This is a genomic window from Streptomyces odonnellii (assembly GCF_000981895.1).
GTDB lineage: Bacteria > Actinomycetota > Actinomycetes > Streptomycetales > Streptomycetaceae > Streptomyces > Streptomyces odonnellii.
In genome coordinates this window covers 1-24,125 of sequence record NZ_LATD01000111.1, presented here as the reverse complement: position 1 = coordinate 24,125, position 24,125 = coordinate 1, and the positions used below count along the sequence as shown (strand labels likewise).

The window sequence follows — 24,125 nt, the reverse complement described above, 5'->3', positions numbered from 1 at the left end:
TCGGGCCCCCTCTCGGATCGGTTCAGCTCACCGTGACGGCGGGAGCCCCCGAGGGCACCCCCGCGTCCTCCATCTGTTCGGCGAGCTTCATGGCCTCGTCGATCAGGGTCTCCACGATCTTCGACTCCGGAACGGTCTTGATGACCTCCCCCTTCACAAAGATCTGCCCCTTGCCATTGCCCGACGCGACCCCGAGATCCGCCTCACGCGCCTCACCCGGACCGTTCACCACACAGCCCATCACCGCGACCCGCAGCGGAACCTCCATACCCTCCAGGCCCGCCGTCACCTCGTCCGCCAGCTTGTACACATCCACCTGCGCACGCCCGCAGGAGGGGCAGGACACGATCTCCAGACGCCGCTGCTTCAGGTTCAGCGCCTCCAGGATCTGCAGACCGACCTTCACCTCCTCGGCCGGAGGCGCCGACAGCGACACCCGGATCGTGTCCCCGATCCCCTCACTGAGCAACGCACCGAACGCCACAGCCGACTTGATCGTCCCCTGGAACGCCGGACCCGCCTCGGTCACACCGAGGTGCAGCGGGTAGTCGCACTGCGCGGCAAGCTGACGGTACGCGTTGACCATCACCACCGGATCATTGTGCTTCACCGAGATCTTGATCTCCCGGAACCCGTGCTCCTCGAACAGCGACGCCTCCCACAGCGCCGACTCCACCAGCGCCTCCGGCGTCGCCTTCCCGTACTTCCGCAGCAGCCGCGCGTCCAGCGACCCCGCGTTCACCCCGATCCGGATCGGAGTCCCCGCGTCCCCCGCAGCCTTCGCGATCTCCCGCACCTTGTCGTCGAACTGCTTGATGTTCCCCGGATTCACCCGCACCGCCGCACACCCCGCGTCAATCGCCGCGAACACATACTTCGGCTGGAAATGAATATCCGCGATCACCGGAATCTGCGACTTCCGCGCAATCACCGCCAACGCGTCCGCGTCATCCTGCGTCGGACACGCCACCCGCACGATCTGGCACCCCGACGCCGTCAGCTCCGCGATCTGCTGCAACGTCGCACCCACATCCGACGTACGCGTCGTCGTCATCGACTGCACCGACACCGGCGCATCCCCACCCACCGCCACCGACCCCACCTGGATCTGACGGCTGACCCGCCGCTCGGCGACGGGCCGCGGCGGCAGTGCCGGAAGCCCCAGCGAGACCGGCTCTCCATTGGTCATGGCGTGGTCACCTGGTCCCGGCGACGGTCTCGCGGGCCGCGCGGATCGACTCCTTCAGGGAGCCCATGGTGGCGAGTACCGCGGTCGGCTCATAGCCGCAGTGCGCCATGCAGTTGGCGCAGCGCGGGTCCTTGCCGCGTCCGTACTTCTCCCAGTCGGTGTCCTCGATGAGCTGACGGTACGTGGGCACATATCCGTCGCTCATCAGATAGCAGGGGCGCTGCCAGCCGAAGAGCGAATAGTTGGGAATGGCCCAGGCCGTGCACGGGAAGTCGGCCTTGCCTTCGAGGAAGTCCAGGAAGAGCGGCGAGTGGTTGAGGCGCCAGCGGGCCCGATTGCCGCCGGAGAACGCCTTCTTGAAGAGTTCACGGGTCTGCTCGACGCCGAGGAAGTGCTCCTGGTCGGGGGCCTTCTCGTAGGCGTAGGCGGGCGAGATCATCATCTCGTCCACCTTCAGCTCGTCATTGAGGTAATTCAGCACCTCGACAACGGTCTGCGGGGTGTCCGTGTTGAAGAAGGTGGAGTTGGTGGTCACCCGGAAACCGCGCCGCTTGGCCTCCTTGATGGCCTCCACCGCCTCGTCGAACACACCCTCCTTCGCGACCGATTCGTCGTGCCGCTCCCGCAGTCCGTCGATGTGCACGGCGAATGCGAAATAGGGTGAGGGGGTGAATTTCTCGATCTTCTTGCGCAGCAGCATCGCGTTCGTGCAGAGGAAAACGTACTTCCTCTTGGCGACGAGCTGCCGCACGATCTCGTCGATCTGCGGATGCATCAGCGGCTCACCGCCGGCGATGGAGACCATGGGCGCCCCGGATTCCAGCACCGCGCCGACCGCCTGGGCAACGGGCATGCGCTGCTTCAGAACGCCGGCCGGATGCTGGATCTTGCCGCAGCCCTCACATTTCAGATTGCAGGCGAAGAGCGGTTCCAGCTCGACGATGAGAGGAAACTTCTCACGCCTGCGGACCTTCTGTTCGAAGAGGTACGTCCCGACCCTGATGGTCTGACGGAGCGGCATGGCCATCTAGCTCACCTCCTGGGGAGCAGCAAAGAACGGTGCCATTCATGAAATGCGGGAAGGACGGCACGGAGTACACGGAAGGCCGATATTCCTCCGCGTACGGTGCCGATCCGGACGAGTTCATGCTCCGGAGCGTCCACGACCACCCGTACGGCCGCGACCGGACGGGTGCCCGCGCTCAGAGCGGTGCGGAGCGTGGCGGCGGACTCCATGTCCACCGCGACCGCCCCCGTGGTACGCAGTACGGCCCGTTCCTGTCCCCGGACCACATGGTCCGACCCGGTCAGCGGACCGGTGTGGACCGTGCGGCCGGGAACGGCCCGGGCCAGCGCGTCGACGAGCAGCCCGGTCCCCGTACAGGGCGTGGAGCCGTACGGGTCCCGGGTCTCGTCGGCGACGATCAGATCCCCGGGGTGCATCCCCGGGGTGAGCCCGGCACAGAATCCGGACGCGATCAGCACCGCGTCCCTGTTCCGGGGCTCCCCGAGCGCGCGCGCCACGGCGCGCTCGGCGTTCCTGGGCCCCATGCCCGTACGGAGAACGGTCACCGGGCCGGCCGGGGCGCCGCCGCCGGACCCGCGCAGCGCGAGGCTCTCGATGCCGAGCGCGCAGGCGATCAGCAGCGGTGCCGAAGGGCCGGCCGGCCCCGGGGACCGGTCCATCAGCCCCCCTTGCGGCTGCCCGTACGGGCGGCGAGCGGCTCGCCGTGGACATACCGGCCGAGCGCCGTGAGCGGGAAGACCTGCCGGTAGAGGTGGTAGTTGATGGAGAAGTCCCAGGGGAAGCCGGTGCCGGTGAAGTACGGCTCGTCCCAGGAGCCGTCCTCGCGCTGGGCCGCGGCCAGACAGGCGATGCCCCGTTCGACGGCCTTGCTCTCCCGCTCCCCGGCCGCGAGCAGCGCGAGCAGCGCCCAGGCGGTCTGGGAGGCGGTCGTGGCACCGCGTCCGATCCACTCGGCGTCACGGTACGAGCGCAGGTCCTCGCCCCAGCCGCCGTCCTCGTTCTGCACGGATTCGAGCCAGCTCACGGCCCGGCGGATCGCGGGATGGGAGGCGGGCAGCCCGGCCGCGACCAGTGCGGGCACCACCGACCCCGTTCCGTATACGTAGTTGACCCCCCAGCGTCCGAACCAGGCGCCGCTGGTCTCCTGTTCGGCGAGGAGCCACTCGATTCCGCGCCGGGTCCTGGGGTGGTGGCTCTTCCCCTCGTACGCCAGCATCTCGACGACATGCGCGGTGACGTCCGCGGACGGCGGGTCGATGACCTCGCCGAAGTCGCAGAAGGGCAGCCGGTTGGGGAACGGGCTGGTGTTGTCGGCGTCGAAGGCGCCCCAGGCTCCGTTCCTCGACTGCATGCCCAGATTCCACCGGGCGCCCCGCTCGATCGCGGCGTCGATCCGCTCGGGCTCGGGATGGCTGACCCGGCGCAGCGCGAGGATGACCTCGGCGGTGTCGTCGATGTCCGGGTAGTTGTCGTTGTGGAACTCGAACGCCCAGCCGCCCGGGGCGAGTCCGGGCCGCCGTACGGACCAGTCGCCGGGGCGGACGATCTCCTCGCCCAGCATCCAGTCGGCGGCCTTGACCAGGGCCGGATGGTCGGGGTTCAGGCCGGCGTCGGCGAGCGCGATGGTGGCCAGGCAGGTGTCCCAGACCGGCGACTGGCAGGCCTCGATCATCCGGGCGCCGTCCTCGCGCCAGACGGCGAACCGGTCGAGCGATTCGAGTCCGGCGCGCATGACCGGGTGGTCGAGGTCGTATCCGAGCAGGTGCAGGGCGATCACGGAGTAGACGGCGGGCGGCTGGATCCCGCCCCAGCAACCGTCGTTCTCCTGCCGCTCGATGATCCAGCGGGCCGCCGCGTTCATCGCGGTACGGCGGAGCCGGCGCGGGGCGATCCGGTGATAGGCGTGCAGGACCTTGTCGAGACGCTGGAAGGCGCCGTCCCAACTGGTCACGGGCGCGGACGTCTTGGCGGGTACGGCGGCCGCGCCGGAGTGCAGTTCGTCGAGGGCGAAGGGAGCGGGCCGTACGGGCCGCTTGGCCGAGACGATGGTCAGCGGCACGATCGTCTGGCGGGCCCAGCAGCCGAAGTCGTAGATGTTGAGCGGGAACCACTTGGGCAGAAAGATCATCTCGGGCGGCAGCTCCGGCAGGTCCTCCCAGTTCCACCAGCCGAAGAGGGCCAGCCAGATACGGGTGAAGACCCGGCTCGCCGCGATCCCGCCCTGCTCGCGCACCCATTGGGAGGCTCGCGCCATGTGCGGTTCGTCGGGGCGGTCGCCGGCCAGCCTGAGCGCCACATAGGCCTCGATGGTGGCGGAGAGCTCGCCGGGGCCGCCGTGGAAAGTGGCCCAGGTGCCGTCCGGGCGCTGCTCGCCGCGGATGAAGAGCGCCGCGGCCTCGGTGGTGCGCGGGTCCAGGACGCCGAGGAACTGCCGTAGCAGCAGGTCCTCGGCGTCCATCGTCACATTGGTCTGCAGGTCGCCCTTCCACCATCCCTGGGCGTCCTGCCTGCCGAGCAGGAACTCGACGGATCGTTCGGTGGCCCGCCGCGCGGTGGCCAGAAGGTCACCGCCGGTGGCGGGGGTTGTCTCAGTCGGTCCGCTCGCCGAGGTCGCGCGGGGCCCCAGGGCCCCGGTGCTTCCGTCGGTCGTCGCTGTCATGGCTTCCCCTTCGTGCAGTGGTGTGCTTCTGCTGTGCTGGGGTCTCCGTCGTCCTTCGCCCCGTGGGCCCTGGACGGCGACTGCGGTCATATGGGAATAGTGATCATCTCTTTCGTACGACGACAAAGTCCGCAAGCGCGATGAGCTGCGCCCTTACCTTGGCTGGCATATCGACGCCATCGAGGGCTTCGATGGCGACGGCGTGCTGCCTGCGGGCCTCCTGTGAGGTCCACTCCCGGCCGCCCGCCTCCTCGATCAACGCGGCCCTGGTGGCGAACTCTTCCTCGGAGAAGGTCTCGAAATCATTGCTTTTGGCGTCGGCGGCGAGCAGTTGGCCGAGCCGCGCGGACGCGGGACCGCCCTCGGCGAGCGCGGCGACGACCGGCAGGGACTTCTTGCGCTGGCGCAGATCGCTCCAGGTCTGCTTGCCGGTGGCCTCGGGGTCGCCCCAGATGCCCAGCAGATCGTCCACGGCCTGGAAGGCGAGGCCGAGATGGTACCCGTACGCCTCCAGCGTGTCGGCCGTACGGTCGTCGGCGCCGCCGAGGACCGCTCCGATGGAGACGGCGCAGGCCAGCAGGGCGCCGGTCTTGTTGCCCTCCATCTCCAGGCACTCCTCGACGGCGACCCGCTCGCGGTGCTCGTACGAGATGTCCTGTGCCTGACCGTCGATCAGCTTGCGGGTGGCGGTGGTCAGCCGCCGGGTGGCGCGGCCCGCCTCGGGGGTGCCGATCTCCAGCAGCACCTCGTTGGCGAGCGCGAAGAGGGCGTCGCCGACGAGGATCGCCTGCGCGGGGCCGTGCACCTTCCATACGGTGTCGCGGTGGCGCCGCTGCTCGTCACCGTCCATCAGGTCGTCGTGCAGCAGCGAGAAGTTGTGCACCAGCTCGACGGCCACCGCGCCGGGAATGCCCGTCTCGGGCGCGGCACCCGCCGCTTCCGCGGAGAGCAGCGCGAGTGCCGGGCGTACCGCCTTGCCTCCGTCGCCGTCGGCGGGCCGGCCCTCGGCGTCGATCCAGCCGAAGTGGTAGGCGGCGACGGCGTCCATCGGCGCGGCAAGCCGGCTGACCGCGGCCCGCAGTACCGGGGCGGACAGGGCGCGCCCCCGCTCCAGCAGCGCGTAGACGTCCGCGGTGTCGACAGCCGGGTTCACCGGGGGCACGGTCGGCACGGTCTCTCCTCTTGTTCCGGTACTCGTTGTTCCAGTACCCGTTGTTCCCGTACTCGTAGGTGCGGTACTCGGGCTCATGCCGCCTCCTGCAAGGGGTGTTCGTGCCGTCGGCCGAGCTGGGCGAGGGCGGCGCCCGCGGCGCTGAAGCCGCTCCGGACCGCACCCTCCATCGTCGCGGGCCAGCCGGTGGCGGTCCACGCGCCGGCCAGGAAGAGCCCGGCGGCACGGGTACGGGCGGCGGGACGCAGCCGGCCCACGCCGGGCGCGGGCGCGAAGGTCGCCGTCCGTTCCCGGGTGACGAAGAAGTCGCGTACCTCCGCGCCGCGGGTCGCGGGCAGAAGGCGCTCCAGCTCCGGGAGATACCGCGCGCGCAGTTCCTGGACGGGCGTGTCGATCTCGTCGGCGACCGCCGACTGGGAGAGCGCCAGATACTGGCCCTCGCCCAGGCCGGAGGCCTCGGTGCGGTCGAAGACCCACTGGACGGGGCTGCCGAGCGCGGCGAAGAAGGGGCGGCGCAGCACTCTGCGGTCGTACACGACATGGATGTTGAGGATCGGCGCGTTGCCGATGTCCAGCAGCCGGTCGGGGTCGTCGAGCGCTCCGGGCGGCAGCAGGCCATGGGCCTCGCGCTGCGGTACGGCGAGGACGACCGTGTCCGCGTCGAACCGCTCGGCGTCCGTGTCGACCTGCCAGCCGCCGCCTTCGGTACGGGTCACCGCGCCGACGCGGGCGCGCAGTTCGGTCCGTACGCCCGCCGAGTCGAGGGCCTTGCGCGCGAGCGTGTCATGCAGGTCGCCTAGCGGGACGCGCGCCCAGCCGATGTCGGCGGCACCGGGCTCGGAGAGCAGTCCGGTCTTGAAGACCATCGCAGCCAGGCCCATGGAGGCGTCCGGCGCGGCGGCGTTGAGGGTCGCCACGCCGACGAGGTCCCAGAGGGCCTCGATGGTGCGCTGCGACTGGCCGTGGCGGCCCAGCCAGGTGGCGAAATCGATGCCGTCCAGGGCGGGGTCGGCCGGGTCGAGCCGCCGCAGGGCGAGCGCGGCACACCCGACGGAGGCGCGCTCGGCGAGCGAGAGATGCGGGTACGCCGCGAGCCCGGCGGCCAGATGCAGCGGTACGGGCAGCCCGTTGCGGCGCAGCCGTCCGAGCCGGGGGCCGCGCGGGCCGCCGACGTCCAGTACGGGTACGTCGAGCCGGTCCTGCACGGGTGCGAGGGCGGCGCCGTCGACCCGGTCGAGAAACCACTGGTAGGCGGTGCAGCAGCGCAGATACACATGCTGGCCGTTGTCGACGGTGAGGTCGCCGCGGCGGAAGGAGAAGGCGAGACCGCCGAGCCGCGGACGCCCTTCGAGGAGCGTCACCCGCACTCCGGCGTCGGCGAGCTGGAGCGCCGCGGTGATTCCGGCGAGCCCCGCGCCGACCACTACGGCGTGCCGTGGCGGTGAGCCGTCCGCTGTCGTCATGCGTGTCCCCCTCCGGCCGTCGCAGTCAGGGACGCGCCGGGCCCGCGCCGGGTTGCGAGAGCCTCGTACGGATGTGCAACGAAGGGGCCGAGTCGGGCGATATGCCGCATCAGCCACGCCTCCTGACGCTCTGCCGGGAGACATTCCGGGCATCGAGCCCCGAAAGCCCGCGCACCGCGACATACGCCTTCTCATGCCCCGGCAGCGAGACCCGGCCACGCAGCACGGCCTCCGGGTCGCGCTCGATGCGGTCGAGCAGCCTGCGGTAGATACCCGCCATGGCCGCGACACAGGCGCCGCTGCGCCGGTCGAGCAGGGGCAGCAGCCGGTAGCCCTCGGCGAACAGGGCGCGGGCGCGGCGGACCTCGAAGTGCACCAGACCGGCGAAGTCCGAGCCGGCGGGCGGGATGGCGCTGTGGAAACCGGCGGAGCAGCCGAACTTGGCGAGGTCGTCGGAGGGCAGGTACGTACGGCCGTTGCCCGCGTCCTCCCGTACATCACGGAGAATGTTCGTCAACTGGAGGGCGAGACCCAGCGTGTCGGCGTACTCGACGGCATGCTCGGATCCCGGCGCGTCGGGCGCGAAGCCGAACACGCCGAGCGAGATCCGGCCGATGGCACCCGCGACACACCGGCAGTAGATCTTGAGATCGTCCCAGGTCTCGTAGGTGTCGCCCCGTACGTCCATCAGGACGCCGTCGATCAGCTCGTCGAGCCCGCCGAGCGGCACCGGGAAACGGCGCGCCGCGTCCGCGACGGCGACCGCGACCGGGTCGGTGTCGTCCTCGCCCACCTCGCCCTTCCTGACTCTGTCCAGAAGCGCGCGGGTCTCTTCGAGCCGTCTCTGCTTGGCCTCGGGCGCGAGTGTGCCGTCGCCGATGTCGTCCACCCGACGGGCGAACGCGTACAGCGCGGACATGGCGTGCCGCTTCTCGGCCGGCAGCAGCCTGATGCCGTACGCGAAGTTGCGGGCCTGCTGCCCGGTGACCGTCTCGCAGTAGCTGTAGGCCGCCTGTACCGGCGCGGACACGGGCGTCTGTCCCTCCACGTTCCGGCTCACCCCTCTCTGTGCGCTCTTCGCAAGACAGCTCCCACTTCGCGCAACAGACGCGGCTTGGTGGGTCTGGGCGGTCCGGGGAGCACATCGTGCCCGGCGGCCGCGATCGAAGCGAGGGCGGCGCGCCCTCCTGCCACAAACCCGGCGAGCAGCAGCCGGAGTCTGCCGTGGACGCTACCCACCAGCGGGGGACCTTCATTCAGCAGCAGCCGCGCGCGTTCTGCTTCGTACGCGACGAGCGAGCGCACCGACGCGTTGGCGGTGGCGGCGGCCAGATCCGCCTCGGAGACACGGAAGCGCTTCATGTCCTCGGCGGGCAGATAGATCCGGTCGCGGCGCAGGTCCTCGGCCACGTCCTGGAGGTGTTCGACGATCTGGAGCGCCGTGCAGACGGCGTCGGAGCGGCGGATCCGCTCGGGGTCCGCGGTACCGGTGATCTGCAGGACGAGCCGGCCGACGGGATTGGCGGACAGCTCGCAGTAGGCGAGGAGATCGTCGTACGTCTCGTAGCGGCGCACCAACTGGTCCTGGCGGTTGGCGCCGACGAGTCCGAGGAACGGCTCGGGGGTGAGCGAGCGGCGCCGTACGGCCGGGATCAGCCCGCGCAGCAGGGGATGGCCGGGGCCCGGTCCCCCGGGTTCGAAGACCCGCGCGAGATCGGCCTCGAACGCGTCGAGGAGGGCGAGCCGGTCGTCGGCGTGTTCGGGGGCGACGCCGAGATGGCGGGCGTCGGCGCCGCCGAGGGCGAGGTCGCCGTCACCGATGTCGTCGACGAGTCGGGCGAATCCGTAGACGGCCATCAGATCGTCGCGCCAGGCGCGGGGCAGAAAGAAAGGGGCTACCGGAAAGTTCTCGTCCGCGGCTTTGTCGAGTGTGGAGCGCGAGGCGGCATCGGGGTGCTCCCGGGGAGTGCCCATCACTGCCGGCTGCCCGGCACGGGGACGGCGCAACCCTCGCGGGGCTGGAGATTTCCCGTCATTGCCGTCACACCTCCCGTTCTACACTGCTGACCCAATACATCCCATTTCGGACACGCCGCCCGTCCTTCCGAGTAAAGAAGGCCGCCGCCTTCGCGGACGAGGTACTCAGGGGGTATCGCCCCACTTGCCGCGAATCAGCACCAGCACAGCTTACGTTGTACAACTAAGTGCATCCCTCCGGGGTATTGCGCGCATTACAAAAGCGCTGCAATGACGGCCAACCTTCCCCGCCCGCCCGGGACTTGACCATTCCTTGACGGTCAGTGACCGAATACCGGCGGCGGAAAGCGAACGGTCTGCGCGGCAAAGGCCCCCGTCCGGAGCGATCCGGCGGGGGCCTCGGGGCTACTTGCCCGTCTCCTTCTCGTACGCCTTGATGACCTCGTCGGTCGGGCCGTCCATCAGGAGTTCGCCCTTCTCCAGCCAGAGAACGCGGTCGCACGTGTCCCGGATCGACTTGTTGCTGTGGCTGACGAGGAAGACCGTGCCGGCCTCCTTGCGCAGTTCGCGGATCCGCTGCTCGGAGCGGATCTGGAACTTGCGGTCGCCGGTGGCCAGCGCCTCGTCGATCATCAGGACGTCATGGTCCTTGGCGGCGGCGATGGAGAACCGGAGCCTGGCGGCCATGCCCGAGGAGTACGTCCGCATCGGGAGCGTGATGAAGTCGCCCTTCTCGTTGATGCCGGAGAAGTCGACGATGCCCTGGTACCGGTCCTTGATCTGCTCGCGGGTCATGCCCATCGCCAGCCCGCCGAGGATCACATTGCGCTCGCCGGTCAGATCGTTCATCAGCGCGGCGTTCACCCCGAGCAGCGAGGGCTGGCCGTCGGTGTAGACCTTGCCGCTCTCGGTGGGCAGCAGGCCCGCGATCGCCCGCAGCAGCGTCGACTTGCCGGACCCGTTGGTGCCGATCAGGCCGATCGCCTCGCCGCGGTACGCCGTGAAGGAGACGCCCCGTACGGCATGGACCTTGCGGACTCCGCGCGCCTCGCCCTTGCCGCGGCGGAGTATCCGGCTCAGCGCCGCGGTGGCGCTGCCCTTCCCTCCGCCCCCGCCGTTGACCCGGTACACGATGTGCACCTCGTCGGCGATGACGGTGGGGATGCGTCCCTGCCTGTTGCCGTTGATGTCGTCGTTCTCGTCAGCCACGCCCGTACCGTTCCTCAGCCTTCCAGAAGTACACGAAGCCGACGACGCCCAGCAGCACGGCCCACACCAGAGCGGCGAACCAGACGTGCGCGGGCAGGTTCGACGAGCCGTAACCGTCGATCAGCGCGTACCTCACGAGGTCCATGTAGATGGCGGCGGGGTTGTACTGGAGCACGTCCGCGATCCAGGCCGGCCTGTCCTTGAGCATCACCGGGATGGAGAACATCACGCCCGAGGCGTACATCCAGGTGCGCATCACGAACGGCATGAGCTGCGCCAGGTCCGGGGTCTTGCTGCCGAGCCTCGCCATGATCAGGGCCAGCCCGGTGTTGAAGACGAACTGGAGCGTCAGCGCGGGCACCACGATCAGCCAGCTCAGCCGCGGATAGCTGCCGAAGGCAACGGCCACGGCGACCAGCACGACCATCGAGTAGAGGAGCTGCTGGAGCTGCTGGAGCGAGAAGGAGATCGGCAGTGAGGCCCGGGGGAAGTGCAGGGCCCGCACCAGCCCCAGATTGCCGGAGATCGCACGGACACCGGCCATCACCGAACTCTGGGTGAAGGTAAAGACGAAGACACCGGTGACCAGGAACGGGACGAAGACCTCCTGGGGGATGCCCTTCCTGGTGCCCAGGATCAGACCGAAGATCAAGTAGTACACCAGGGCATTGAGCAGGGGCGTCGCCACCTGCCAGAGCTGGCCCAGCTTGGCCTGGCTGTACTGGGCCGTGAGCTTCGCCGAGGAGAAGGCCAGGATGAAGTGGCGCCGGCCCCAGAGCTGCCGCACATACTCGGCCAGTCCCGGCCGGGCGCCGCTCACGGACAGGCCGTACTTCGCGGCGAGCTCCGCCGGGGTCAGACCGTCGTCGGACGACGGCGGGGCGCTCACGGCGATCGCGCCCTCTTGGGTTGTGTCACTCACAAGTTGAAACTTTCGTCTTCAAGATGCGCAGCCGGACGGGCACCGGCACGGACGGCCAGGCCCCGGGGGCAGGTCGTAGAGTGATGCTCTCAGATCCGAAGCTTGTCAGATGACAGGCGGTCGGCCCAGCCGGGTCAGCCGCCACACCGTACGCCACTTCATGGGGCGGCGCGGTCCGCACGGGGTCGACCAGCCCTCCCGGAACCCTCCGAGCCAGGCCCTCAGCGCGGGCAGCGAGGGGCGCCGTACGAGGGCGAGCAGCAGCCACACCCCGAGATAGAGCGGTACGAACGGCGCGGGCAGATTCCGGCGGGCGAGCCAGACCCGGTTACGGGCCACCATACGGTGGTAGGCCGCGTGCCGGGAGGGCTCGGTCGCTGGATGGCTGAGCACCATGTCCGCGCGGTAGTCGATCATCCAGCCCGCGTCCAGGGCCCGCCAGGCGAGATCGGTCTCCTCATGGGCGTAGAAGAAACCGCCGGGCAGCGGGCCGACCTCGGCGAGGACCCTGGTCCGTACGGCGTTGGCCCCGCCGAGGAAGGTCGTCACCCGGGACGACCGCAGCGGGTCGGAGGCGCGCAGCCGCGGGACATGGCGGCGCTGGGTGAGACCGGTCTCCGGGTCGGCGATCCGGAAGCTGACGATCCCGAGCACCGGATCGGCCGCGAAGGCCGCGCGGATCAGCTCGGCGGTGCCGGGGTCCGGGAGCCGGCCGTCGTCGTCGAGGAAGAGCAGGACGTCGACCGCGGAGCCGGCGGGCCCGAAGGCCTCGATACCGACATTGCGGCCGCCCGGGATACCCAGGTTCTCGGGCAGCTCGACGGTCCGTACCCCGGCGGCGACGTCGCCCACCGGGGCGCCGTTCCCGACCACGACGATCTCGACCGGGTCGCCCTCCTGGCCCGCGACCGAGGCCAGCAGCGCGCGCAGCTCGGCGGGGCGGTCACCCATCGTGATGATCACCGCGCCGAGCCGCACATCGCTCACCTCAGCCTGCTCGACGCCAGGATGGAGACCAGGTGCAGCAGGGTCTGTACGACGGCGATACCGGCCAGGACCGCGATGCCGAGCCGGGTGAAGAACAGATCGCCGCGGGCCGTGTCGAGGACGGCCACGACCAGGATGAAGAGACTGGCCTCGATCCCACCGACGAGCCGGTGGAACTTGAGCATGGCCGCGGCCCTGCGGGCGAGGGCCAGACCGGAGGAGCGGGGCACGGACGCCTCGTCCTTGACGGCGGGCAGGCCGCTGCGCTGTCTGGCCACGTCGACCAGGTCGGTCTCGGCCTTGATCAGGATCGCGCCGAGGGCGGCGAGCGTACCGAGGAAGGCCCACAGCCAGTTGGTGGCGCTGCCGTTCTGGTGGAAGACATCGGCGCCGCGCACACCGAAGCCGATCAGCAGGGCGGCCTCGCAGAGGTAGTGGCCGACCCGGTCCAGATAGACACCCGTGATGGAAGTCTGCTTGCGCCAGCGGGCCACCTCGCCGTCGACGCAGTCGAGCAGCAGATAGATCTGGAACAGGACCGCCGCGAGGATCGCGCCGGTGAGCCCGGGCAGCAGCAGCGCGGCGCCGCCGAGGACCCCCACGACCACCATGAGATAGGTGAGCTGGTTGGGCGTTATCCGGGTGTTCACCAGGTACGGGTCGATGTGCAGCGAGATCTCCCGCATGTACAGGCGCCCGGCCCAGTGCTCTCCGCTGCGCCGGTCCTTCACACCCTCCGGGTGCACGACCGGGCGGAGTTCAGCTACTGATGGTCTTGGCATAGTCGGCGTACGCGTCCCTGATCTGGTCGGTGGACAGGTCGAGGTGTTCGAGGATGGTGAAACGGCCGGGGCGGGTCTGCGGGGCATAGGCGACGGCCTGGACGAACTCCTCGGCGGAGAAGCCGATCTCGTCGGGCAGCACGGGGAGCCCGTGCCGGTGCAGCACCTCGGTGAAGAGCTGTGACTCCTCGTGGGCGCCGCGCAGATGCATGGCGAAGGCGGCGCCGAGGCCGACCTGCTCGCCGTGCAGCGCGCAGCGCCTGGGATGGAGCAGGTCGAAGGCGTGGCTGATCTCGTGGCAGGCACCGGAGGAGGGGCGGGTGTCGCCGCTGATGGACATGGCGATGCCGGTGAGGACCAGTGCCTCGGCGAGCACGGTGAGGAACTCGTCGTCACCGGCGCCGCCGGGGTGGCGCAGCACGGCTTCGCCGGCGGTACGGGCCATGGCGGCGGCAAGACCGTCGACCGGCTCGCCGTTGATGCCGTGCGACAGCTCCCAGTCGGCGATGGCGGAGATGTTGGAGACGGCGTCGCCGATGCCGGAGCGGATGAACCGGATCGGGGCGTCGCGGATGACATCGAGGTCGACGACGATCGCGATGGGGGTGGGGACACCGTACGAGCCGCGGCCGTTGTCGTTGTCCAGGGTGGCGACCGGGGAGCAGATCCCGTCGTGCGCGAGGTTGGTCGCGACGGCGACCATGGGCAGGCCCACCCGGGCCGCCGCGTACTTCGCCACGTCGATGATCTTGCCGCCGCCGAGGCCGACCACCGCGTCGTACCGCTTGCCCTTGATGCCGTCGGCGAGCCGGACCGCGGAGTCGATGGTGCCGTTGGCCACCTGGTACCAGTCGGCGTCGGGCAGGACCGGCTCCAGGCGGGTGCGCAGGGCCTTTCCCGAGCCGCCGCTGACCGCGATGGCGACCCGTCCCGAGCTGGAGATCCGCTGGTCCGCGAGGAGACCGGCGAGATCGTCGAGGGCGCCGGGGCTGATGTCGACGACGACCGGGGAGGGGATGAGCCGGGTCAGTACTGGCACGCGATCTCACGGCCCTTCGCGAGGTCGTCGTGGTTGTCGATCTCGACCCAGGGGATGTCGCCGATGGGGGCCACGTCGAGGGTGAAGCCGCGGTCGACCAGCTCCTGGTAGCCGTCCTCGTAGTAGAGGTCGGGGTCGCGTTCGAAGGTGGTGCGCAGGGCGTCGGCTAGATCCGCGGCGGCGCTCGGCTCGATGAGGGTGACGCCGATGTACTCGCCGGTGGCGATGGCCGGGTCCATCAGCTTGGTGATCCGGCGTACGCCCTTCGCGCCGTCCGTGACGACCTTCATCTCCTCGTCGGCGAGGCGCTTGACCGTGTCGAGGGCGAGGATGATGCGCCGGTTCCCGCCGCGGGCGGCGAGCAGCGTCTGCTCCACGGAGACGGGGTGCACGGTGTCGCCGTTGGCGAGGATCACGCCCTGGGCGAGGACATCGCGGGCGCACCAGAGGGAGTAGGCGTTGTTCCACTCCTCGGCCTTGTCGTTGTCGACGAGGGTGAGCTTCAGCCCGTACCTACGCTCCAGACCGGCCCGGCGTTCGTAGACGGCCTCCTTGCGGTAGCCGACGACGACGGCGGCCTCGGTCAGACCGATCTCGGCGAAGTTGCCCAGGGTGAGGTCGAGGACCGTGGTGGTTCCCTCGCCGGCGGGATCGACGGGCACGAGGGCCTTCGGAAGCGTGTCGGTGTAGGGGCGCAGACGCCGTCCGGCACCGGCGGCCAGTACGAGGCCGATCATGCGGGTTCTCCTTCGTCGTGTACGGCGGGAGCGCCGGAGGACACCCAGAACCGGATGGACTCCGCGAGTACGACCAGTGCGACGGCGGCGGCGAGCGCCGTCAGGGCCAGGGGGAAGGCGGACTGCCGGGTCACGAGGACGGCGGCGAGCGCGGTCACCGCCAGGGTCCGGCCCTCGTGTCCGCCGGTCGCGCGGACGAGCCACCGGGGCGGTGCGCCGCTGCCGCCGCGAATGCGGTACACCGTGTCGTAGTGATGGTAGGCGACGGCCGCAACCAGGCCGTAAGCCGCGGGCAAGGCTCCGTTCACCTCGGAGCGGGCGGCGAGCACCAGGACCGTGCCGTATTCGGCGGCCCGGAACACCGGCGGAATGAGCCAGTCGAGCGCGCCCGCCGGTGGGCGGGCGACGGCGAGGCCCGAGGTCAGGACGTACACCAGGGCGGCGACGACGGGCCAGGGGCTGTCGAGGGGCGCGAGGGAGGCGGTGGCGACGAGGGCCGCGCCGCCGGCGAAGGCGGTCAGAAACGGCAGCAGGCCGGGGAGCGCACGGGCCGGGCGGCGCAGCAGCGCGGCGACTCCCTCGGCGAGCGGTCCGGAGTCGGCGAGATCGGCGAGGGCCCGTGCCGCCCGTTCCGTACGGACGGCCTTGCGGGTCACCGAGCGTAGGACGCGGCCCGCGGTGGTGTAGCAGGCGGCGAAGGCGCAGCCGATCAGGAGCGCGTAGAAGACGGTCCGCGGGGTGGTCAGGGCGGTCAGTACGGCGATCATCGCCCAGCGTTCACCGATGGGCAGCACGATCATCCGGCGCGCCCAGACCGTCCAGCCGACGCTGTCGAGCCTGGTGGAGAGGGCGGCGGTGGGGGTGCCCGCCACCGCCTTGCCGCCGGGGGCGGCGGTCGCGTCGGCGTTGGCCTCGTTGAAGGCGAAGTCGACGACATGGCGGCAGGTCTGGAGCACCATCGCGGCCAGCGCCAGTGCCCAGACGTCGTCGCCGCCCCGGGCGGCACCCAGTGCGAGGCCCGCGTAGTACGCGTACTCCTTGGCGCGGTCGAAGGTCGCGTCCAGCCAGGCGCCGAGCGTGGAGTACTGGAGCGAGTAGCGGGCGAGCTGGCCGTCGGTGCAGTCGAGGACGAAGGAGAGGAGCAGCAGGACACCGGCGGCGACGAAGCCGCCCCGCGTGCCGGTCGCCGCGCAGGCGGCGGCGATCAGGGCGGTGAGCAGGGAGGCGGTGGTGACCTGGTTCGGGGTCAGACCGCGGCGGGCGCACCAGCGGGCGAGATACCGGGAGTACGGGCTGACACAGAAGGTGGTGAAGAAGCCGTCGCGCGCCTTGACGGCGGAGCGCAGCCGTACGGCCTCGTCGTCGACGGCGCTGAGAGCGCTCTCAGCCTGTTGCCTGGCGGCGGCGTCCGCCGGTACGACGGCGACGAGCGAGCCCAGGTCGGGGCGGTGTACGCCCGGGCCGTCTGCGTCGAGCGCGGCGGCGACCCGGTCGGCGAAGACGGCGCCCGGGGCGGTGACGGTGGCGGAGGCGGCAATGGGCGCGGTGGTGGACGCGATGGTGGAGGCGGCACCGGTCCGATGCGGTCCGGTCGTGCCGCCCCGCGCCGGTGAGCCGCCGTCCGCGACGGCCGTCATGGCGCGCAGCAGTGCGGCCCGGGCCCCGGGCTGCGCGGTGACCGCGCCGGGTACGGCGGCGGCGGGGAAGCGCGGGTCGGTGAGACCCAGCCGCAGGGCATGGACATGGCCGACGAAACGGGTGTCGACGAGGGCGACCCGCTCGGTGGCGGGGGCCGAGGCGAGAAGGCTCCGGGCCTCCTCGGCGCCCGGCGCGGTCCGTACGTCGTAACCCAGCGACCTCAGATGGCCTTCGAGCGGCGATCCGGGGACCGGGGGGCCGGTGAGGATGGCGGTCGACAGACGAACTCACTCCTTGGCACTTACAGGGCTCGGTGCGCGGCGACGGGACCCGGTTCCGGGTCGGCGGCGCATCGGCAAAGAGGCTATCGGATGAACTGAAGGCTGAGTTCACCACCCGTTTACGCTGCGGTCGCCCGGGTCTGGGATAGGAACGGCCCACGCGGTGATCATCACTGGCGATCCGGCGTCCGCCGGACAACCGCGGAAGGGGCCCTTCGCGGCACGCCATAGGGTTGCGTCCATGACGTGGCTGATCACAGGCGGAGCGGGATACATCGGGGCACATGTGGCACGGTCGATGGCCGCGGCGGGAGAGCGGGCCGTCGTCCTCGACGATCTCTCGACCGGTGTCCCCGAGCGGGTTCCGGCCGGGATTCCCCTGGTGCGGGGCTCCCTGCTGGACCGGGGGGCCGTCGACCGTACGCTCAGGGAGCACGAGGTCACCGGGGTGGTGCATCTCGCGGCGAAGAAGCAGGTCGGGGAGTCGGTCGAGCAGCCGCTGAGGTACTACCGGGAGAATCTGCACGGACTGACGGTCCTGCTGGAGAGCGTGGCCGCCGCGGGGGTGCGGCGCTTCCTCTTCTCGTCCTCGGCGGCCGTGTACGGAGTGCCGGATGTGGAGTTGATCACGGAGCGGACCCCGACGGTGCCGATCAACCCGTACGGGGAGACCAAGCTCGCGGGCGAGTGGCTCGTACGGGCGACGGGGCGGGCACACGGGATCGCCACCGGGTGTCTGCGCTATTTCAATGTGGCGGGCGCCGCGGCGCCGGAGCTGGCGGACACCGGGGTGTTCAACATCATCCCGATGTTCTTCGACCGGATCAGCCGCGGCGAGGCTCCGCGGATCTTCGGTGACGACTATCCGACCCCGGACGGCACCTGCATCCGCGACTACATCCATGTCGCGGATCTCGCCGAGGCCCATCTCGCGGCGGCGCGGTGGCTGGCGGGACGGGAAGGCACCGCGGGTCTCACGGCCGGTGGGAATCTCGCAGCCGGTCGGGACCTCGCAGCCAGTGGGGATCTCACGGCCGGTCGGGATCTCACGGTCAATATCGGCAGGGGCGAGGGCGTCTCGGTCCGTGAGCTGGCGGCCCTGGTGGCGGAGGTCACCGGCCACCGCGTCCCGCCGGTGGTCGAGGCACGCCGTCCCGGTGACGCGGCGCGGGCCGTCGCCTCGGTCGGGCTGATCGCCGAGAAGCTGGGCTGGACGGCGAGCCGGGGCGTGCGCGAGATGGTCGAGTCTGCCTGGGAGGGCTGGCGGCTCCACCATCCGGCCGCATCGGTCGGGTGACAGGTCCGTCGCTCTGACCTGCGATCATTTCCGCAGGTCAGAGCATACGACAACGGTGTTCAGTGCCGGGTTGCCCGAGACGCCCCACGCTTAGTTCACTGGCGTGGTCGGCAGATCGCACGGACGACCGGAAGGCGGCCTCATGGGGGCAGGGCACGACCATGGACACGCGCACGGCAGGCCGCCCGGGGGCACCGCGACCGCCGCGTACCGGGGGCGGCTGCGCATCGCGCTGTCGATCACCCTGTCCGTGATGGTGGTGGAGGTCGTCGGCGGTCTGCTCTCCGGCTCCCTCGCTCTGCTCGCCGACGCCGCCCATATGGCGACGGACGGGGTCGGGCTGGGGATGGCGCTGCTGGCGATCCGCTTCGGCGCCCGGCCGCCCGACGAGAGCCGTACGTTCGGCTACGCGCGGGCCGAGATCCTGGCCGCGCTGGCCAACTGCGTACTGCTGCTCGGCGTCGGCGGATTCCTGCTCTACGAGGCGATCGAGCGCTTCATCGTGCCGCCGGAGACCAGGGGCGGGCTGACGATCGTCTTCGCCCTCATCGGTATGGCCGCCAATCTGGTCTCGCTCTCCCTGCTGATGCGGGGGCAGAAGGACAGCCTCAATGTGCGCGGGGCCTATCTGGAGGTCCTCGCGGACACCCTGGGCTCGCTCGCGGTGCTGGTCTCGGCCGGGATCATCCTGGCCACGGGCTGGCAGACCGCCGACCCGATCGCGGGCGTGCTGATCGGGCTCATGATCGTTCCGCGTACGGTGAAACTCCTCCGGGAAACACTGAACGTGCTGTTGGAGGCCGCACCCAAGGACGTGGACATGGCCGAGGTGCGCGCGCATCTGCTCGCGCTGCCCGGTGTGGACGATGTGCACGACCTGCACATCTGGACGATCACATCCGGCATGCCGGTGCTCTCCGCGCATGTGGTGGTGGACCAGGACGCGCTCGATGCGGTGGGCCACGAGAAGATGCTCCATGACCTGCAGGGATGCCTCGGTCACCATTTCGATGTGGAGCACTGCACCTTCCAGCTCGAACCGAGAGGGCACGCGGAGCACGAGGCGAAGCTCTGCCACTGACACACCGTCATTGACACCCCCGGGGGCCTGGCAAAACAAACATGCCCACACTCCCGAAGTGCGGACGCGCGACCTTTGTGCGGCAGACTTGGCATTCGAGGCCCGAAGCGAAGGATGGTTATGCCGACCACACCAGTCACCGCTGCGAACAGCTCGTCGAACAGCGTTCAGGAAACGATCATGCTGGAGCTGGTCGACGAGAACGGCAATACCATCGGCACCGCCGAGAAGCTCTCCGCCCACCGGGCGCCCGGCCTGCTGCACCGGGCCTTCTCCGTCTTCCTCTTCGACGAGCAGGGCCGGCTGCTGATCCAGCGCCGCGCGCTGGGCAAATACCACTCCCCCGGTGTCTGGTCGAACACCTGCTGCGGCCATCCGTACCCGGGCGAGGCACCGTTCACCGCGGCGGCCCGCCGTACCCATGAGGAGCTGGGCATCTCGCCCTCGCTGCTCGCCGAGGCCGGTACGGTGCGCTACAACCACCCGGACCCGGCCTCGGGCCTGGTCGAGCAGGAGTACAACCACCTCTTCGTGGGGATGGCGCAGTCCTCGGTCCGCCCCGACCCGGACGAGGTGGACGCCACCGTGTACGTCACCCCGGCGGAGCTGACCGAACGGCATGCCGCGGACACGTTCTCGGCGTGGTTCATGACCGTGCTGGACGCCGCGCGCCCGGCGATCCGGGAACTCACGGGGTCTGCCGGGGGCTGGTGACGCCCTCGCGCACCGGCGCACCGCCGAGCGGCGCGCTGAAGGGCAGCAACGCCCAGACGATCTTCCCGCCGCCCGCGGTGTGCTCGACCGCGCAGCTTCCGCCCGCCTCGCGGGTGGTCTCCCGTACGAGCAGCAGTCCGCGCCCGCCGGTCTGGGCGTGGTCCGTCTCCAGGGGCTTGGGCCGGTACGGATGGTTGTCCTCGACCGAGACCTTGATCCACTCCGCGCCGATGCCGACCTCGACGCCGACCTCCGGCGAGAGCAGCGCCGCGTGCCGCACGGAGTTGGTGACCAGCTCGGAGACGATCAGCAGCAGTGCCTGGACGACACTGTCGCGGACCGGTACGCGCTGGCGCTTCAGCAGGTCGCGTACGGCGTGCCGGGCCTGCGGTACGGAGAGGTCGACGGCCGGCGCGGTGAACCGCCAGACCCCCTCGTACGACAGTGGCCGGACCGGAACACTCCCGGGGCTCTCCATCCTTGCGGCACCCACCCTTGACTTGATTCGACCGGAGGCTCGACCGGTGTCGTCCAACGGATACGAGTGTTGGGAACGGATCGGGTCCTGCCGGGCTACTGAACAGAAGTCAGCCTCTATTGATGGGGAATGACCGCGTTCGAGCGCGTGCATATGCCGGGTGACCGGTCCCGACCGTCCACTGCCGTTTCGGGAGCGGCCGAGGGCGCCCGATGGGCCGGGGATAGCATCCGGCGAATGGAGCCGCAGCTACTGCACACCGTCGCCGACGGCATCGCGACCGTCGTGATCCACCATCCCGCCAAGCGCAACGCGATGACGGTTCCGATGTGGCGGGAGCTGCCACCGCTGCTCGGACGGCTGGCGGCGGATCCCGCCGTACGGGTACTGGTGCTGACCGGCGAGGGGGCAGCCTTCTGCGCGGGCGCCGACATCTCCTCACTGCGCGCGTCCGAGGGGGAGGCCGGTGACGACCCGCAGGCGCTGGCCGTACGGGCCGAAGAGGCGCTCGCCGCCTTCCCCAAGCCGACCCTGGCGGCCGTGCGCGGGCACTGTGTCGGCGGCGGCTGCCAGCTGGCCGCGGCCTGCGATCTGCGGTTCGCCGAGGAGGGGGCGCTGTTCGGGGTGCCTCCGGCGCGGCTCGGGATCGTCTATCCGGCCTCGTCCACCCGGCGGCTGGCTTCGCTGGTGGGGCCGGCGACCGCCAAGTACCTGCTGTTCTCGGCCGAGTTGATCGGTACGGAGCGCGCGCTGCGCACCGGTCTTGTGGACGAGGTGCTGCCGGCCGGCGAGCTGGCGAAGCGGGTGGCGGAGTTCGCGCGGGTGCTGGTCTCCCGGTCGCGGCTGACCCAGGCGGCGGCCAAGGAGTTCGCCTCCGGCCGTACCGACCGGGCCGCGTACTGGGCGGAGCAGGCGCGCTCCAGCGGGGAGACCGCGGAGGGCGTCGCCGCGTTCCTGGAGCGCCGGGAACCCCGCTTCGGCTGGACCTTCCACGGCTGAGGCGGCGCGCCGCGACCGTACGGAGCGGGGCACGGTGATCGTACGGCCGGCCCGGCGCCGTACGCGCGTCCCGGCGAACCCGTCGGCGGGCACTGAGCCGGTCGCGCCCACCGATGTCGGTGCCACCTGCCACAATGCAGTCGGCCGACCACAGAACAGCGGAGCGTGATCGTGACGACGTCCATCGAAGGCAGGATCGCCGAGGAACTCGGCGTACGGGAGCGGCAGGTGAAGGCGGCCGTCGAGCTGCTCGACGGCGGGTCCACGGTGCCGTTCATCGCGCGCTACCGCAAGGAAGCGACCGAGATGCTCGACGACGCGCAGTTGCGCACGCTGGAGGAGCGGCTGCGCTATCTGCGGGAGCTGGAGGAGCGGCGGAGCGCGATCCTGGAGTCCGTACGCGAGCAGGGCAAGCTCGACGACGCCCTGGAGGCGCGGATCCTGGCGGCCGACACCAAGGCGCGGCTGGAGGACATCTATCTGCCGTTCAAGCCGAAGCGGCGGACGAAGGCGCAGATCGCCCGGGAGGCAGGTCTTGAGCCGCTCGCCGAGGGCCTGTTGAAGGACCCGTCGGTCGAACCGCTGGCAGCGGCGGCGGCGTTCGTGGACGTGGAGCGGGGGGTGGCGGACCCGGCCGCGGCGCTGGAGGGCGCGCGGGCCATCCTCACCGAGCGGTTCTCGGAGGACGCGGACCTGATCGGCGAGTTGCGCGAGCGGATGTGGACGCGTGGGCGGCTGGCCGCGAAGGTACGGGAGGGCAAGGAGGAGGCGGGCGCAAAGTTCGCCGACTACTTCGACTTCGCCGAGCCGTTCACCGAGCTGCCCTCGCACCGGGTGCTCGCCATGTTCCGGGGCGAGAAGGAGGATGTCCTCGATCTGGTGATGGAGCCCGAGGAGCCCTCCGAGGCCCAGGAGCTGCCGGGCCCGACGACGTACGAGAACATGATCGCGCGGCGCTTCGAGGTCGCCGACCGTGGCAGGCCCGGCGACAAGTGGCTGGCGGACACGGTGCGGTGGGCGTGGCGGACCCGGGTCCTGGTGCATCTCGGGATGGATCTGCGGCTGCGGCTGCGGACGGCCGCCGAGGACGAGGCGGTGCGGGTGTTCGCGGCGAATCTGCGGGATCTGCTGCTGGCCGCGCCGGCCGGGACGCGCGCGACGCTGGGGCTCGACCCCGGGTTCCGTACGGGGGTGAAGGTGGCCGTGGTCGACGCGACGGGCAAGGTCGTCGCCACCGACACGATCTATCCGCATGTCCCGGCGAACAAGTGGGACGAGTCGCTGGCGAAGCTGGCGCGGCTGGCCGAGGAGCACGCGGTCGATCTGATCGCCATCGGCAATGGCACGGCGTCCCGGGAGACCGACAAGCTCGCCGGTGAGCTGTGCGCGAAGCACCCGGAGCTGAAGCTCACGAAGGTGATGGTCTCCGAGGCGGGCGCCTCGGTGTACTCGGCGTCGGCCTTCGCCTCGCAGGAGCTGCCCGGTCTCGATGTGTCGATCCGGGGCGCGGTCTCGATCGCGCGCAGGCTCCAGGACCCGCTGGCCGAGCTGGTGAAGATCGACCCCAAGTCGATCGGCGTCGGCCAGTACCAGCACGATCTGTCCGAGGTGAAGCTGTCGCGCTCGCTGGACGCGGTCGTCGAGGACTGTGTGAACGGGGTGGGGGTCGATGTGAACACCGCGTCGGTGCCGTTGCTCTCACGGGTCTCCGGCATCGGCACCGGGCTCGCGGAGAACATCGTCGCGCACCGCGACGCGCATGGGCCGTTCCGGTCCCGGCGGGCGCTCAAGGATGTGTCGCGGCTCGGCCCGAAGGCGTACGAGCAGTGCGCGGGCTTCCTCCGTATCCGTGACGGGGAGGACCCGCTGGACGCGTCGAGCGTGCACCCCGAGGCGTATCCGGTGGTGCGGTCGATGGTGAAGACGACGGGCGGCGAGGTCGCGTCGCTGATCGGCAACACGTCGGTGCTGCGGTCGCTGCGGCCGGCGGACTTCGTGAACGACTCCTTCGGGCTGCCGACCGTCACGGACATCCTGCGGGAGCTGGAGAAGCCGGGGCGGGACCCGCGTCCGGCGTTCAAGACCGCGACGTTCAAGGACGGGGTGGAGAAGCTCGGCGATCTGGAGCCGGGGATGGTGCTGGAGGGGGTCGTGACGAATGTCGCGGCGTTCGGCGCGTTCGTCGACATCGGGGTGCACCAGGACGGGCTGGTCCATGTCTCCGCGATGTCCAGGACGTTTGTGAAGGACCCGCGGGAGGTGGTGAAGCCGGGTGATGTGGTCAAGGTGAAGGTGATGGAGGTCGACATCCCCCGGAAGCGGATCTCCCTGACGCTGCGGCTGGACGACGAGGCGGGGGCGAAGCCGGAGCGCGACCGTGACCGGGGGGACCGCGACCGTCAGGGTGGCCGTCCGCCGCAGCAGCGGCGGGGTGCGGGCCTGACGGTCGCGGTCCCCCCGGTCACGGTCGCGCTC

The 24,125-nt window shown here is 70.5% G+C and carries 21 protein-coding genes; 5 read left to right on the top strand and 16 right to left on the bottom strand.

Annotated elements, in window-relative coordinates; all coding sequences use genetic code 11:
• Positions 1-22: 22 nt before the first annotated feature.
• The 15 genes from ispG to WH07_RS12315 form a co-directional block, all read right to left on the bottom strand.
• The gene (gene ispG, locus WH07_RS12385) at positions 23-1,189 is read right to left on the bottom strand and encodes a flavodoxin-dependent (E)-4-hydroxy-3-methylbut-2-enyl-diphosphate synthase (protein ID WP_046499443.1); all 1,167 of its coding nucleotides are present in this window, start codon (positions 1,187-1,189) and stop codon (positions 23-25) included.
• A 7-nt stretch (positions 1,190-1,196) separates the two neighbouring features.
• Positions 1,197-2,216: an adenosyl-hopene transferase HpnH gene (gene hpnH, locus WH07_RS12380; RefSeq protein WP_046499439.1), complete on the bottom strand. Its 1,020-nt coding sequence runs from the start codon at positions 2,214-2,216 to the stop codon at positions 1,197-1,199.
• 5 nt (positions 2,217-2,221) lie between these two features.
• Entirely contained in the window at positions 2,222-2,875 is a 654-nt protein-coding gene (locus WH07_RS12375; RefSeq protein ID WP_046499436.1) for a phosphorylase family protein, read from the bottom strand.
• Entirely contained in the window at positions 2,875-4,875 is a 2,001-nt protein-coding gene (shc, locus tag WH07_RS12370; protein WP_046499433.1) for a squalene--hopene cyclase, read from the bottom strand. Before shc ends, WH07_RS12375 begins: the two co-directional genes overlap by 1 nt.
• A gap of 103 nt (positions 4,876-4,978) precedes the next feature.
• A complete protein-coding gene (locus WH07_RS12365) occupies positions 4,979-6,037 on the bottom strand; it encodes a polyprenyl synthetase family protein (RefSeq protein ID WP_046499517.1) in 1,059 nt (352 codons plus the stop codon).
• An 83-nt stretch (positions 6,038-6,120) separates the two neighbouring features.
• Positions 6,121-7,509: a hydroxysqualene dehydroxylase HpnE gene (gene hpnE, locus WH07_RS12360; RefSeq protein ID WP_046499431.1), complete on the bottom strand. Its 1,389-nt coding sequence runs from the start codon at positions 7,507-7,509 to the stop codon at positions 6,121-6,123.
• A 109-nt stretch (positions 7,510-7,618) separates the two neighbouring features.
• The gene (hpnD, locus tag WH07_RS12355) at positions 7,619-8,569 is read right to left on the bottom strand and encodes a presqualene diphosphate synthase HpnD (protein ID WP_079023165.1); all 951 of its coding nucleotides are present in this window, start codon (positions 8,567-8,569) and stop codon (positions 7,619-7,621) included.
• Positions 8,566-9,483: a squalene synthase HpnC gene (gene hpnC / locus WH07_RS12350; RefSeq protein ID WP_046499429.1), complete on the bottom strand. Its 918-nt coding sequence runs from the start codon at positions 9,481-9,483 to the stop codon at positions 8,566-8,568. The genes hpnD and hpnC overlap by 4 nt, the downstream gene beginning before the upstream one ends.
• 408 nt (positions 9,484-9,891) lie before the next feature.
• Positions 9,892-10,695 (bottom strand): ABC transporter ATP-binding protein, encoded by an 804-nt coding sequence (locus WH07_RS12345; RefSeq protein ID WP_046499427.1) that lies wholly within the window; start codon positions 10,693-10,695, stop codon positions 9,892-9,894.
• Positions 10,688-11,617 carry an ABC transporter permease gene (locus WH07_RS12340; protein WP_046499425.1) on the bottom strand — a complete coding sequence of 310 codons (930 nt, stop codon included), beginning with the start codon at positions 11,615-11,617 and terminating at the stop codon, positions 10,688-10,690. Before WH07_RS12340 ends, WH07_RS12345 begins: the two co-directional genes overlap by 8 nt.
• 105 nt (positions 11,618-11,722) lie before the next feature.
• A complete protein-coding gene (locus WH07_RS12335; protein ID WP_046499513.1) occupies positions 11,723-12,595 on the bottom strand; it encodes a glycosyltransferase family 2 protein in 873 nt (290 codons plus the stop codon).
• Between the two features lie 5 nt (positions 12,596-12,600).
• Positions 12,601-13,386 carry a CDP-alcohol phosphatidyltransferase family protein gene (locus WH07_RS12330; protein ID WP_198533792.1) on the bottom strand — a complete coding sequence of 262 codons (786 nt, stop codon included), beginning with the start codon at positions 13,384-13,386 and terminating at the stop codon, positions 12,601-12,603.
• Entirely contained in the window at positions 13,364-14,425 is a 1,062-nt protein-coding gene (locus tag WH07_RS12325; protein WP_046499422.1) for an iron-containing alcohol dehydrogenase family protein, read from the bottom strand. Before WH07_RS12325 ends, WH07_RS12330 begins: the two co-directional genes overlap by 23 nt.
• Positions 14,413-15,162, bottom strand: coding sequence for a phosphocholine cytidylyltransferase family protein (locus WH07_RS12320; protein ID WP_046499418.1), 750 nt, complete (start codon positions 15,160-15,162; stop codon positions 14,413-14,415). The genes WH07_RS12325 and WH07_RS12320 overlap by 13 nt, the downstream gene beginning before the upstream one ends.
• Entirely contained in the window at positions 15,159-17,081 is a 1,923-nt protein-coding gene (locus WH07_RS12315; protein WP_046499415.1) for a DUF5941 domain-containing protein, read from the bottom strand. The genes WH07_RS12320 and WH07_RS12315 overlap by 4 nt, the downstream gene beginning before the upstream one ends.
• Before the next feature lie 241 nt (positions 17,082-17,322).
• Between WH07_RS12315 and WH07_RS12310 the strand changes: the two genes are divergently transcribed.
• From WH07_RS12310 to idi, 3 genes are all read left to right on the top strand, one after another.
• Positions 17,323-18,378, top strand: coding sequence for an NAD-dependent epimerase/dehydratase family protein (locus WH07_RS12310; RefSeq protein WP_046499412.1), 1,056 nt, complete (start codon positions 17,323-17,325; stop codon positions 18,376-18,378).
• 142 nt (positions 18,379-18,520) lie between these two features.
• On the top strand, positions 18,521-19,459 hold the full coding sequence (locus WH07_RS12305; protein WP_046499410.1) for a cation diffusion facilitator family transporter: 939 nt from the start codon (positions 18,521-18,523) through the stop codon (positions 19,457-19,459).
• Between the two features lie 120 nt (positions 19,460-19,579).
• On the top strand, positions 19,580-20,173 hold the full coding sequence (idi, locus tag WH07_RS12300; protein ID WP_046499404.1) for an isopentenyl-diphosphate Delta-isomerase: 594 nt from the start codon (positions 19,580-19,582) through the stop codon (positions 20,171-20,173).
• Here idi and WH07_RS12295 read toward each other — a convergent pair.
• Positions 20,148-20,651, bottom strand: coding sequence for an ATP-binding protein (locus tag WH07_RS12295; protein WP_046499399.1), 504 nt, complete (start codon positions 20,649-20,651; stop codon positions 20,148-20,150). The genes idi and WH07_RS12295 overlap by 26 nt on opposite strands.
• A 237-nt stretch (positions 20,652-20,888) precedes the next feature.
• Here WH07_RS12295 and WH07_RS12290 point away from each other — a divergent pair, with 237 nt between their 5' ends.
• Both WH07_RS12290 and WH07_RS12285 read left to right on the top strand, forming a co-directional pair.
• Entirely contained in the window at positions 20,889-21,650 is a 762-nt protein-coding gene (locus WH07_RS12290) for an enoyl-CoA hydratase/isomerase family protein (protein WP_046499394.1), read from the top strand.
• 171 nt (positions 21,651-21,821) lie between these two features.
• The coding region (locus WH07_RS12285; protein WP_046499508.1) for a Tex family protein at positions 21,822-24,125 on the top strand (2,304 nt) is incomplete at its 3' end.

Excerpts from the sequence above, each read along its gene's own strand:
- ispG (WP_046499443.1), bottom strand. The coding sequence starts at position 1,189 with ATGACCAATGGAGAGCCGGTCTCGCTGGGGCTTCCGGCACTGCCGCCG.
- hpnH (WP_046499439.1), bottom strand. The coding sequence starts at position 2,216 with ATGGCCATGCCGCTCCGTCAGACCATCAGGGTCGGGACGTACCTCTTC.
- WH07_RS12375 (WP_046499436.1), bottom strand. The coding sequence starts at position 2,875 with ATGGACCGGTCCCCGGGGCCGGCCGGCCCTTCGGCACCGCTGCTGATC.
- shc (WP_046499433.1), bottom strand. The coding sequence starts at position 4,875 with ATGACAGCGACGACCGACGGAAGCACCGGGGCCCTGGGGCCCCGCGCG.
- hpnE (WP_046499431.1), bottom strand. The coding sequence starts at position 7,509 with ATGACGACAGCGGACGGCTCACCGCCACGGCACGCCGTAGTGGTCGGC.
- hpnC (WP_046499429.1), bottom strand. The coding sequence starts at position 9,483 with ATGGGCACTCCCCGGGAGCACCCCGATGCCGCCTCGCGCTCCACACTC.
- WH07_RS12330 (WP_198533792.1), bottom strand. The coding sequence starts at position 13,386 with ATGCCAAGACCATCAGTAGCTGAACTCCGCCCGGTCGTGCACCCGGAG.
- WH07_RS12320 (WP_046499418.1), bottom strand. The coding sequence starts at position 15,162 with ATGATCGGCCTCGTACTGGCCGCCGGTGCCGGACGGCGTCTGCGCCCC.
- WH07_RS12310 (WP_046499412.1), top strand. The coding sequence starts at position 17,323 with ATGACGTGGCTGATCACAGGCGGAGCGGGATACATCGGGGCACATGTG.
- WH07_RS12305 (WP_046499410.1), top strand. The coding sequence starts at position 18,521 with ATGGGGGCAGGGCACGACCATGGACACGCGCACGGCAGGCCGCCCGGG.
- idi (WP_046499404.1), top strand. The coding sequence starts at position 19,580 with ATGCCGACCACACCAGTCACCGCTGCGAACAGCTCGTCGAACAGCGTT.
- WH07_RS12295 (WP_046499399.1), bottom strand. The coding sequence starts at position 20,651 with ATGGAGAGCCCCGGGAGTGTTCCGGTCCGGCCACTGTCGTACGAGGGG.
- WH07_RS12290 (WP_046499394.1), top strand. The coding sequence starts at position 20,889 with ATGGAGCCGCAGCTACTGCACACCGTCGCCGACGGCATCGCGACCGTC.